Genomic DNA, 10934 nt, shown 5'->3' on the forward strand with positions numbered 1-10934 from the left:
CCCTCAGCCGCCGATCGGCTTCGCGCCGGTGGCCTGCGCCAGCAGCGCCTCGTACACCGCGGGATCGGTGGTGTGCTCGCCGAGCCGGACGGTCTTGCGGCTGCCGTGGTAGTCGCTGGAGCCGGTGACCAGCAGCCCCAGCTCGCCGGCCAGGCCGCGCAGCCGGACCCTGGTCTCCTCGTCGTGGTCGGTGTGGTCGACCTCCAGCGCCGCCAGTCCGGCCGCCGCGAGGTCGGCGATCACCTGGTCGGGAACGGTCCGCCCGCGCTTGACCGCGCCGGGGTGGGCGAACACCGGCACCCCGCCGGCCGCCCGGACCATCCGGACCGCCTCGATCGGGTCGGTCTCGTGCTTGCGGACGTCCGCCCGGGCGCCGTTGGCCAACCACTCGGCGGTGAAGGCGTCCGACACGGTGGCCACGACGCCCGCCTCGACCAGCGCGCTGGCGATGTGCGGGCGACCGACCGAGCCGGCCCCGGCGATCCGCTGCACCTGCTCCCAGCTGATGTCCGCGCCGAGTTCGCGGCAGCGCTCGACGATCGCCCGCCCGCGCCGGAACCGGTCGGTGCGCACCAGCTCCCGCTCGCGCGCGAACTCCGGCTCGTCCGGGTCGAACAGGTACGCCAGCAGGTGCATGCTGACGCCGCCCACCACGCAGGACAGCTCGGCGCCCGGGACGACGGTCAGCCGGCTGCCCTCCGGCAGCGCGCGCACCGCCTCGGCGGCCCCGGCGTGGCCCGCGACGGTGTCGTGGTCGGTGAGTGCCACGACGTCGAGGCCCGCGGCCACGGCCGCCGCGACCAGCTCGGCCGGGCTGTCGGTGCCGTCGGAGGCGTTGCTGTGGGCGTGCAGGTCGATGCGCACGGGGCGGACTCCTGGGGGCTCGGGTGCCGCCCAGGATAGGACAAGGGCGCCGGGCCCCGGCCGGACAGGACCTATCCCAGCAGGCGGGGGGAGAGGGCCCCGCAGGGGAGCAGGTCCAGTTCGGCGCCGGCCTCGCGCAGGTCGGTGAGGACGAGTTCGTCGTACATCACCAGGGCGGACTGCTCGGGCCAGGCGACCGCCCAGAGCCAGAGGCCGCGGGCCTCGCCGACGAACACCGCGCGGTCGACCGGGGCGTCCGGGACGTGGAACATCGGGGTGGGCCGGCCGGCGGCCAGCAGCTTGGCGTCGGCGGGCTTGTAGAGGCCGACGGAGTCGCCCGGGTCGGGCCCGGGCATCCCGGCGTAGCGGGCGCCGAGGCCGACCCCCAGCTCCTCGGCGACGAGCACCAGCTCGCCGAAGCCGCCGAGCGGGGCCGGTCCGGAGCAGGCGACGGCGGTGGCCCGGGCGCCGGAGACGTCGTCACCGACGTGGGCGATGCCGGTGTAGAGCCAGCCGACCGGGAGCGGCCAGGGCAGCCAGACGGGGACCTGCGAGCGGGCGACGGCTACGCCCAGGGCTTCGACGCTCGGTGGCAGCACGGGCTGCATCGGGTGCACGGCTCCGTGCCGGTCGCACTGCCAGGTGTCTGAGAACAGACCGGGGGCGCGGACCCGACCGGCGCACCTCGGGCAGCTTGGCTCGCCCCTCATAGGCGACAACGCTCCTCCCTCCGGACCGCCGCGTCAAGGACGATCACCCGTACGGAGGGCTCGGCGGCACCTGTCGGTGGCGGGGCCCGTTCGGCGCGGGGTGGGGCGGCGCGGCACGGGCGGTTCCCGTTGGGGGATGTCCCGTGGCGGGCGGCGGCAAACGTCTACGGGCGCAGGGCCCGGACGCACTGACGCCCCGTCATCGGCGATCGCGGTGACAGGGCGTCAGTCGGGTATCGGAACGTCCGGATCGGACGCTCCCGGCTCGTCGGCGGCGGGTGAGGGCTCCCGGTCGGAGGCGCCGCGCGTGGTCAGACGGTCGGGCACGGGCGGATGAGCAGGCGCTCACCGGTGCGGGCGGCGGCCTGGACGAACTCGCGGACGGTCTCGGCGTCGGCTATCAGGCGGTCGGCGGCGGAGCCGTTGGCGTCGTCCAGTCGGACGATCTCGAAGCGCATGGTCTTCGTCATGGGCGTCTCCTCTTCTTGCCCCGTCGGTCGGGGCGATTGCGGCTGAGTGGGTACCAGCCCTTTCGGGGTCCTGCGGGTCCGGCGGTGCGGCCGGATCGTTCGGTTCGTACGTGCGGCGGTCTGCTGCGGCAAGGGCTCCCCCTGCTTGCCCGGTGCGTCTGGTGCCTCGTGAACCACGGTGACGTGGTGGTGCTTCCGGGCCGTTGCCCGCCCGTGACGTCCAGGTTTCGGCTGATTCGCGCCGACGCGGAGGCCGGCGATGATTCCCGGACAGAATCAAAGATTACCGTAACTAACGACTTTTGTCCTGTGTTGAGGACGGTCGAACTTCGAGAAGTGGTTCAGACCACTCTTCGGGACCGGTCCGGTTCAGGCCCAGAACGCGGCCAGCGCCTCGGCCGTGGCGGCCGGACGTTCGGCGTTCGGGGAGTGGCCGGCGTCCTCGACGACCACCCGGCGGGCCCCCAGGCGCTCCGCCATCCCGGTCTGCTCCGGCACCGGCCAGGCGTAGTCCCGCACCCCGGACAGCACCAGCACCGGCAGGTCGGCGGTGGCGGCGGCCAGCTCCGCCACCCGGTCCGGCGCGGCGACCAGATGGCCACCGGTGACGCTCAGCGACAGCGGCACGTTGGCCAGCCAGCGGCGGTGCAGGAACTCCGCGACGGCCGGCTCCGGGCGCTGCTTCTGGTCCCCGCTGCCCTCCTCCATCTGCCGCATGACCTGCCAGATCTCCTCCAGGCCCATGACCGGCAGCACGTCCAGCAGCAACTGGGTACGGGCCGCCTCGGCCGGGTCGATCGCGCCCGGGCCGGTGGACATCAGGGTCAGCGAGCGCCACGGCGACGGGCCGTCCGCGGCCGCGGCCAACACCGCCTCCCGGACCACCTGGCCGCCGAAGGAGTGCCCCAGCAGGTGCGGCGGCCCGCCGCCGTCGGCGGCCACGGCCTCGGTGAGCGCCCGGACGTCCGCGCCCAGCGCCTCGACGGCGTACGCGGCCGGGTCGTCCGGGCCGCCGGTCTCGTACTGGCCGCGCTGGTCGACGGCGGTCACCCGGTAGCCGGCCGCCGCCAGCGGCTCCAGCAGGGCGATGAAGTCCTCCTTGCTGCCGGTGAAGCCCGGCACCAGCAGCGCCGAGCCGCGCACCGGCCCGTCCGGCTCGGCCCGCAGCGCGGCGAACCCGCCGCGGCTGGTCGACAGCCGCAGCGCACGGGCACAGCGGGGAAGGGTGAGGAACGGCGGCGTGCTCATGGGCTGCTCTCCTGCGGGCGACTGGCCGGTAACCCCGACCCTATCCAGCCTGCGCCGGAACGCCGGAACGCCGGAACGCCGGAACGCCGGAACGCCGGAACGCCGGAACGCCGGAACGCCGGAGGGGGCGGGCCGGACCGCGAGGGGCCCGGCCCGCCCCCTCCGGGGCGGGGCGCGTCAGCTCTCCGGGGTGGCCTCCGGCGCGGCGGCGGCCTTGCGGGCCCGGGTGCGCTTGCGCGGGGCCGGGACCTCGGTCGCGGCGTCGGCGGCCGCAGCCTCCGGAGCCGCCGGGGCGGTCGCGGCCTCGGCCTTGGGCTTGCGGGTGCGCGTCCGGGTGGCGGGCTTCTCCGCGACGGCGGCCTCGGCGGCCGGGGCCTCGGCGACGACCTCGACGGCCTCCGCCTTCGGCTTGCGGGTGCGCGTCCGGGTGGCCGGCTTCTTCACGACGGCGGCCTCGGCGGCCTCAGCGGTGTCGGCGGCCGGAGCCTCGGCCGGGGCCTCGACGGCCTCCGCCTTCGGCTTGCGGGCGGCGCGCGTCCGGGTGCGGGCGGCGGGCTTCTCCGCGACGGCGGCCTCGACGACGGCCTCGGCGGCGGCCACGACGGCCACCGCGGCCGGAGCCTCGGCGACCGGAGCCGCCACGGCAGCCTCGGTCACCGCGACGGCCTCGGCCACCACGGCGGCCTCGCCGGCGGCGGCGCCGCGCGAACGGCGGCGACGGCGGCGCGGGGCCGCCTCGCCCTCGGTGCCCTCGACGGCCGGGGCCGCGGGGGCCTCGACGACGCTCCCGGCCTCGCCCTCGGCGACCGCGGAGCCGCCCCGGGTCCGGCGGCGCTCACGGGTGCGGCGCGGCTTCTCCTCGGTCGCCACGGCGGCCTCGGGGGCGCCGGTGCGGCCGGAGCCGCTGCGCGGGCCCTTGGCCCGGGCGGTGCGCGCACCGCGCCCGCCGGTCTCGCCGAGGTCCTCGACCTCCTCCGCGCCGAGCCCGGCCCGGGTCCGCTCCGAACGCGGCAGCACACCCTTGGTGCCCGGCGCGATCTTCAGCAGCTCGTACAGGTGCGGCGAGGTGGAGTAGGTCTCCTCCGGGTCGTTGAAGGTCAGCTCCAGCGCCTTGTTGATCAGCTGCCAGCGCGGGATGTCGTCCCAGTCGACCAGGGTGACGGCGGTGCCCGAGGCGCCGGCCCGGCCGGTGCGGCCGATCCGGTGCAGGTAGGTCTTCTCGTCCTCGGGGCACTGGTAGTTGACCACGTGCGTGACGCCCTCGACGTCGATGCCGCGGGCGGCGACGTCGGTGCAGACCAGCACGTCGACCTTGCCGTTGCGGAAGGCGCGCAGCGCCTGCTCGCGGGCGCCCTGGCCGAGGTCGCCGTGGACGGCGCCGGCCGCGAAGCCGCGCTGGGTCAGCTGGTCGGCGACGTCGGCGGCGGTGCGCTTGGTCCGGCAGAAGATCATCGCCAGTCCGCGGCCGTCGGCCTGGAGGATGCGCGAGACGAGCTCGACCTTGTCCAGCGAGTGCGCACGGAAGATGTGCTGCTCGATGTTGGCGACGGTGGTGCCGGTGTCGTCCGGGGCGGCGGCCCGGATGTGGGTGGGCTGGCTCATGTACCGGCGGGCGAGGCTGATGACCTGGCCCGGCATGGTGGCCGAGAACAGCAGGGTCTGCCGCTTGGCCGGCAGCATGGTGATGATCTTCTCGACGTCCGGCAGGAAGCCGAGGTCGAGCATCTCGTCGGCCTCGTCCAGGACCAGCGAGCGGACCTTGGACAGGTTCAGCTTCTTCTGCCCGGCCAGGTCCAGCAGGCGGCCCGGGGTGCCGACCACGATGTCGACGCCCTTGGCGAGCGCCTCGACCTGCGGCTCGTACGCACGCCCGCCGTAGACGGCCAGGACGCGCACGTCGCGGACCTTGCCGGCGGTCTGCAGGTCGTTGGTGACCTGGGTGCAGAGCTCACGCGTCGGGACGACGATGAGCGCCTGCGGGCCGTCGGAGAGCTGCTCCTCGGTCGCCCGGCCGGCGTCCACGTCGGCGCGCACGACGCACCGCTCGATCAGCGGGAGGCCGAAGCCGAGGGTCTTGCCGGTGCCGGTCTTGGCCTGGCCGATGACGTCGTGGCCGGTCAGCGCGACCGGGAGGGTCATCTCCTGGATGGGGAAGGGGTGGACGATGCCGACGGACTCGAGCGCCTCGGCGGTCTCCGGGAGGATTCCCAGATCCCGGAACGTCGTCTTGATGGGTTCAGCGGTGGTGGACAGGGTGCTGCCTCTTCCGTGTGAAAGGGGCCGAGAGCGAGCGGCGGGCGGGCAGCCGCACGGCTGCGTACGGGCCTGGCGGCCCTGATGCAGCTGAGCGGACGCACAACCGCGCCGGTCCCTGCGGCCGGCCGGTGCGCGCTGCCCTGTGCGGGGCGCGTCGCCGGCGGCGTCGGGGAGGATTCCCATGAGGGACCTGCGCGGGACCTTCGCCAGGGGGCGCGGTCTCGGCGGCCCTCGCTCGGCCACTGATGCGGTGCCAAGGCTTGAAGTCCAAGCCATGGTCGGAGCCGATCGGCTCTCCGACCGGGCATCCGCGTACGTGAGTACCCGTGGCTCCGGTGCGGACACGTCCGGATGGACGGTGTTGCTTCGGAGCGGGCTTGCGCGGGACACCGAGACGGCGGTGACACCGTGCGAACACGACGGGGCTCCGTACCACCATACAGTCAGGCGACGACTCGAACACGTGACGCGTCTGACATTGCCCCTCCCGACCCGGGCCGGAAGGGGTGTTCCGGCCGGTCACCCGGGCGACCGGCCGACGGCCGGCCAGGGTGGGTCCCCCGGGCCGGCGGGACTAAGGTGGCGGGTCATGGAGACCCATGGTGAGACGCAGGACGCCGCGGCCGGCTCGATCGGGGACTGGGCCGCGTGCTCGGCCGACCCCGGCTACCGGGCGGCGGTGCTGGATCTGCTCGGCGCACTCGCCTACGGCGAGCTGAGCGCCTTCGAGCGGCTCGCCGAGGACGCCAAGCTGGCGCCGGACCTCGCCGACAAGGCGGCCCTGGCCCGGATGGCCTCCGCCGAGTTCCAGCACTACCAGCGCCTGCACGACCGGCTCGCCGAGATCGGCGCCGACCCGCAGGAGGCGATGCGCCCGTTCGTCGAGCCGCTGGAGCTGTTCCACCGGATGACCGCGCCCTCGGACTGGCTGGAGGGCCTGGTCAAGGCCTACGTCGGCGACGCCATCGCGACCGACTTCTACCGCGAGGTCGCCGTCCGGCTCGACGACGACACCCGCGACCTGGTGCTCGGCGTCATGTCCGACACCGGGCACGCCCAGTTCGCGGTGGACAAGGTGCGCCAGGCCATCGAGGCCGACCCGCGCTCCGGCGGCCGGCTCGCGCTGTGGGGCCGGCGGCTGATGGGCGAGGCGCTCAGCCAGGCCCAGCGGGTGGTCGCCGAGCGGGACGCGCTGTCCAACCTGCTGGTCGGCGGCGTCCAGGTGCAGGGCTTCGACCTGGTCGAGGTCGGCAAGATGTTCAACCGGATCACCGAGGCGCACACCCGGCGGATGGCCGCCCTGGGCCTGGCCAGCTAGGGGCTCTCTTTCGGATCACGCCGGGCGCGCGGCGCCGGAGCACGCACCTCGCTGCGTTGTCGTCGGTCGCCGATGCTCCGCATGGACTCCCTCCTCCGCCTTGCGATGCACGCACCCCGACACCGCGCGCTGATCCGACGTGATCCGAAAGAAAGCCCCTAGGCCCTGCCCGGCCCCGGGGGTCAGGCCGGCCGGTGGCGCCGGGTGCGGTGGACACCGGCCCGGTGCGGGTGGTGCCGGTGCGCCGGGGCCCGCCCGGCGGCGAGGTCCGGCCGGGCCAGCGTCGTGGTCAGCACCGCCGAGGCCAGCGCCGCGGCCGCGATCGACGCCGCCGGGTAGCGCCCGTCCAGGCAGAAGTGCGCCACCGTCCCGCCGAGCAGCGCCGACGCCAGGGCGGTGCCCAGGGTCAGGGTGCGGGCGGCCCGGAAGTACGCGGGCCGCGCCAGCAGTGCGGCCAGGCCCGCGGCCAGGCCGACGAGGGCGAAGGCGATCGACTCGACCAGCAAAACTGCCTCCCGGGGACGGGCGCGCGGCGCCGACGGCCGCACTGTCGCCGTACCCTGGCCGACCCGGCCGTACACGCAACGGTGCCCCGCTCCCTGGGGGAGCGGGGCACCGGGTGAGCAGCTCGGACGACGCCTCAGGCGGTGCCGAAGCCGACCTTGCGGGCGGCCTGCTCGCCGATCTCCACGTACGCCAGGCGCTCGGCCGGGACGATGACGCGGCGGCCGTGCTCGTCGGTCAGCGCGAAGAGCTTCTCCGAACCCTCCAGCGCCTTGGCGATCGCGCTCTGGATCTCATCGGCACTCTGCGTGCTCTCGATCACGATCTCGCGCGGCGTGTTCTGCACGCCGATCTTGACCTCCACGGCTTCCGTCCCTCCGGGGTTGCAGCCTCCACGCGCGGACACCCCGACCGCCTGGGACAAGCGTTCGCGACGACCGCGCCGTACGGCTTCACCATAGAGCACGGGATCACCGCGGCGGCGAAGCTCGGTGGATCACCCCTGCTAGAGGGCTTCCCCGCCCTCCGAGGTGGGGTGCATCGGGAAGCCCTTCAGCCCGCGCCAGGCCAGGCTGGCGACCAGTCGCGCCGCCTCGTCGCGCGGGATGTCCAGGCCCTGCGACAGCCAGTACCGGGCGGTGATCTGGGCCAGGCCGCAGACCCCGGCGGCGAGCAGCTTGGACTCCGCCTCGGGCAGGTCGGTGTCCTCCTGGATCACCTTGCTGACCAGCGTCGCGCTCGCCTCGGAGGCCCGCTCGACCCGCTCGCGCACGGCCGGCTCGTTGGTCAGGTCCGACTCGAAGACCAGCCGGAACGCGCCGGACTCGCTGGAGACGTAGTTGAAGTACGCCTCCATCGTCGCGGCCACCCGGAGCTTGTTGTCGGTGGTCGTCGACAGTGCGTCGCGGGTCGACTCGACCAGGGCGTCGCAGTGCTTGTCCAGCAGCGCCAGGTACAGCTCCAGCTTCCCGGGGAAGTGCTGGTACAGCACCGGCTTGCTGACCCCGGCGCGGTCGGCGATGTCGTCCATGGCGGCCGCGTGGTAACCCTGCGCGACGAACACCTCCTGGGCGGCACCGAGCAGTTGTTCACGGCGGGCGCTTCGCGGCAGGCGGGCACCGCGCGGGCGCTCCTGCGCCTCCTGGATGGCCGTCACGGCGCTCCTCACTTCGGTTGTTCGGGGCTGGCAAGAGGGCCGATTCTACTTTTCGGTAACCGCTTCCGCGTTCGGCGGGAGTGAGAAAAGGACCTCGGCCTCCTTGTCAGGAGCCCACAATACGGCGCTGACCTCGGCGTCGGCAGGGGTGTGACAGGGGCCGGAACGGCCGTCCGGGCCGTCGGAATCCGGACCTCGTGACGCACCGCACCGGCGGCGTCACCGAGCGCGGAGCGCGGGCCGGCTTCGTGGACCCGGGGCCCCTCGCGGCGGCGAACAAGGCCACTCCCATCGTCCGCCATGAGCGGGGAGGCCGGCGACCGGCGGCCGGTCGCCGGCGCCGCCCGGTAACGGCCCGGTTCGGGGCGAGGTCACGCCCGTTCACTCGTTCAGGTGGCAACCAGGCATGTGACCGATGGATTGCCCGGGCCCGGTCCTACCTTTCTGCTGTCGGACCGAACAGGTGTGGGGGAGGCCGCGGACGCCGGGGAAATCCGGAGGGCGGCCGCACCCAGGGGGCCCGGCGGGTCGGGCCCGGCCCGCCGGAACGGGCGTGCGCCCGGGGGAACGGATCGCGGGAGGGGCGCGGCCGGACCGTCGGGCCGGACGGCCGCACCACCGCTCGGTGGTGCCCCGCCCCGGGGGAGCGTCGCGGTGTCGTACCCGGCCGACCGGACTCCTCGCCACCGGCCGTCCCCGCCGCCGCGCGGGGCCGCCCCGGTGGCCACTCAAGCCGCTCAAGCCGTCCGTCGATCCGCCCGCCCGTGATCCGCCTGCCCGTGATCCGCTCTGCCCTGGAGGTCTCCCGTGCGCATCGCCCTGCTCACCGAGGGTGCCGGCCCACATTCCCGGCGCGGCGCCGGAGGCTGGTGCGACCGGCTGGCCGCGGGCCTGCCGGAGCACGAGTTCGGGCTGTACCTGCTGACCGGCCAGGGCGGCCAGGGCGGCCAGGGCGCCGCCGAGCGGCTGTCCCCCGCCTGGCGCGGGGCACGCGAGCTGGCGCTGTGGGGGCGTCGGCCGGGCGGCCGGGTGCCCGGCACGCTGCGCGGACGCCAGTACGCCCGGGCGTACGAGGACCTGGTCAGAGCCCTGGTGCTGCCGGGGGAGCGGGCCGGCTTCGGGGCCGGGCTGTACCGGCTGGCCGTCCTCGCCCGGGAGGACGGCACGCTGCCCGCCTTCCTCGCCTCCGCGCACGCCCGGCGCACCCTGGAGCGGGTCTGGCGGCTGCCGGGCGCGGAGACCTCGGCCGGGCAGCCGCTGGTCCGCGACGTGCTGGTCGCCGCGGACCTGCTGGAGCAGTGCCTGCGGCCGCTGTCCGCGCCCTGGTACGGCACCGGGCCCGACGGCCTCGGCGGCGCCGACCTGTGCCACGTGGTCGGCGGCGGCCCCGCGGCGCTGCCCGCGCTGGTCGCCCGGTACCTGCACGGGGTGCCGTTCGTGGTCACCGAGCACGGCCTGCACCTGCGCGAGCAGTACCTCGGCCACCGCGAGGCGCCGTACCGGTGGCCGGTCCGGGCGCTGCTGCTGGCGTACTTCCGGGCGCTCACCGAGGAGACCTACCGGCAGGCGGCCCTCCTGACCCCCGGCAGCGCCCACGACCAGCAGTGGCAGCGCCGCTGCGGGGCCGACCCGGCGCGCACCCGGGTGGTGTACGAGGGGACGCCCGCGGTGGTCCGCCCGGCGGCCGGGCCCGAGCCCGCCGTGCCGACCCTGGTGTGGGCGGGCGCGCTGGAGCCGGGGCGGGACACCGAGCTGATGCTGCACGCCTTCGCGCGGGTGCGCGCCGACCTGCCGCGGGCCCGGCTGGTGATCCACGGCGAGGAGGCCGCGCCCGGCTACCGGGCGCACTGCGCGGCGCTCGCCGAGCGGCTCGGACTGGCCGCGGCGGTGGAGTTCGCCGGGCGGCCCGGCTCGCTCGCCGAGGTCTGGGAGGGCGGCACGCTGGCCGTGTTCTCCGCGCTGTCCCAGCGCAGCCCCCGGCTGCTCGCGGACGCGATGCTCAGCGGCCGGGCCGTGGTGTCCACCGACGTCGGGGTGGCCCGCGAGGTGGTCGGGCCGACCGGGCTGCTGGTGCCCGCCCGGGACCCGCGCGCGCTGGCCGGCGCCTGCCTGGCGCTGCTGCGCGACGAGGAGCGGCGCGCCCGGCTCGGGCTGGCCGGGCGGCTGCGGGCGCAGGAACGCTTCGCCGTGGAGCCGGTGATCGGCGCCTTCCGGGAGATCTACCTGGAGCTGGTCTCGCAGTACCCGGCCTTCCCCGGCGGCGGGGCCGGCGGCGCGGCCGGGGAGCCGCCGCGCCCGTTCGCCCGGCCCGCCGAGTACTGGCTCGCCGACGGCCGCCGCGCGCCGGGCGGCCCGGGCGGCCAGGGCGCCCCGGACGAGACGGACGGCCCCGGCGGCCGCCACGACGC

The 10934-nt window shown here is 75.5% G+C and carries 10 protein-coding genes; 2 read left to right on the plus strand and 8 right to left on the minus strand.

From position 1 onward, the window contains the following. Positions 1 to 3: 3 nt before the first annotated feature. The 5 genes from ACFVTF_RS35660 to ACFVTF_RS35680 all read right to left on the minus strand — a co-directional run bounded on the left by ACFVTF_RS35660 (position 4) and on the right by ACFVTF_RS35680 (position 5431). Positions 4 to 864, minus strand: coding sequence for a PHP domain-containing protein (locus tag ACFVTF_RS35660; RefSeq protein WP_387818160.1), 861 nt, complete (start codon positions 862 to 864; stop codon positions 4 to 6). A gap of 71 nt (positions 865 to 935) precedes the next feature. Continuing rightward, complete coding sequence (locus tag ACFVTF_RS35665; RefSeq protein ID WP_363586743.1) at positions 936 to 1574, minus strand: DUF6758 family protein; 639 nt, start codon at positions 1572 to 1574, stop codon at positions 936 to 938. A gap of 311 nt (positions 1575 to 1885) precedes the next feature. Beyond that, positions 1886 to 2044, minus strand: a complete 159-nt coding sequence (locus ACFVTF_RS35670; protein ID WP_159398440.1) for a hypothetical protein — start codon at positions 2042 to 2044, stop codon at positions 1886 to 1888. Positions 2045 to 2413: 369 nt separating this feature from the next. Beyond that, positions 2414 to 3292, minus strand: a complete 879-nt coding sequence (locus ACFVTF_RS35675; RefSeq protein WP_387818163.1) for an alpha/beta fold hydrolase — start codon at positions 3290 to 3292, stop codon at positions 2414 to 2416. A gap of 177 nt (positions 3293 to 3469) precedes the next feature. Beyond that, the gene (locus ACFVTF_RS35680; protein WP_387818165.1) at positions 3470 to 5431 is read right to left on the minus strand and encodes a DEAD/DEAH box helicase; all 1962 of its coding nucleotides are present in this window, start codon (positions 5429 to 5431) and stop codon (positions 3470 to 3472) included. A 706-nt stretch (positions 5432 to 6137) separates the two neighbouring features. Between ACFVTF_RS35680 and ACFVTF_RS35685 the strand changes: the two genes are divergently transcribed. Beyond that, entirely contained in the window at positions 6138 to 6866 is a 729-nt protein-coding gene (locus ACFVTF_RS35685) for a ferritin-like fold-containing protein (protein WP_063347921.1), read from the plus strand. A gap of 182 nt (positions 6867 to 7048) precedes the next feature. On the opposite strand, the gene ACFVTF_RS35690 is transcribed toward ACFVTF_RS35685, so the two are convergent. The 3 genes from ACFVTF_RS35690 to ACFVTF_RS35700 form a co-directional block, all read right to left on the minus strand. After that, complete coding sequence (locus ACFVTF_RS35690) at positions 7049 to 7372, minus strand: hypothetical protein (RefSeq protein ID WP_387818167.1); 324 nt, start codon at positions 7370 to 7372, stop codon at positions 7049 to 7051. A gap of 134 nt (positions 7373 to 7506) precedes the next feature. Next, positions 7507 to 7734, minus strand: a complete 228-nt coding sequence (locus ACFVTF_RS35695) for a DUF3107 domain-containing protein (protein ID WP_063347919.1) — start codon at positions 7732 to 7734, stop codon at positions 7507 to 7509. A 141-nt stretch (positions 7735 to 7875) separates the two neighbouring features. After that, the gene (locus tag ACFVTF_RS35700; RefSeq protein ID WP_363586740.1) at positions 7876 to 8526 is read right to left on the minus strand and encodes a TetR/AcrR family transcriptional regulator; all 651 of its coding nucleotides are present in this window, start codon (positions 8524 to 8526) and stop codon (positions 7876 to 7878) included. An 807-nt stretch (positions 8527 to 9333) separates the two neighbouring features. Here ACFVTF_RS35700 and ACFVTF_RS35705 point away from each other — a divergent pair. Continuing rightward, positions 9334 to 10934, plus strand: a 1601-nt coding sequence (locus ACFVTF_RS35705) for a DUF3492 domain-containing protein (RefSeq protein WP_387818170.1), incomplete at its 3' end; no start/stop codon positions are given.

Source organism: Kitasatospora sp. NPDC057940, from assembly GCF_042887425.1.
In the GTDB taxonomy this organism is placed as follows: domain Bacteria; phylum Actinomycetota; class Actinomycetes; order Streptomycetales; family Streptomycetaceae; genus Kitasatospora.

Bases quoted from the DNA above. Each gene is read 5' to 3' on its own strand.
- ACFVTF_RS35675 (WP_387818163.1), bottom strand. From the start codon at position 3,292: ATGAGCACGCCGCCGTTCCTCACCCTTCCCCGCTGTGCCCGTGCGCTG.
- ACFVTF_RS35670 (WP_159398440.1), bottom strand. From the start codon at position 2,044: ATGACGAAGACCATGCGCTTCGAGATCGTCCGACTGGACGACGCCAAC.
- ACFVTF_RS35685 (WP_063347921.1), top strand. From the start codon at position 6,138: ATGGAGACCCATGGTGAGACGCAGGACGCCGCGGCCGGCTCGATCGGG.
- ACFVTF_RS35665 (WP_363586743.1), bottom strand. From the start codon at position 1,574: ATGAGGGGCGAGCCAAGCTGCCCGAGGTGCGCCGGTCGGGTCCGCGCC.
- ACFVTF_RS35680 (WP_387818165.1), bottom strand. From the start codon at position 5,431: ATGACCCTCCCGGTCGCGCTGACCGGCCACGACGTCATCGGCCAGGCC.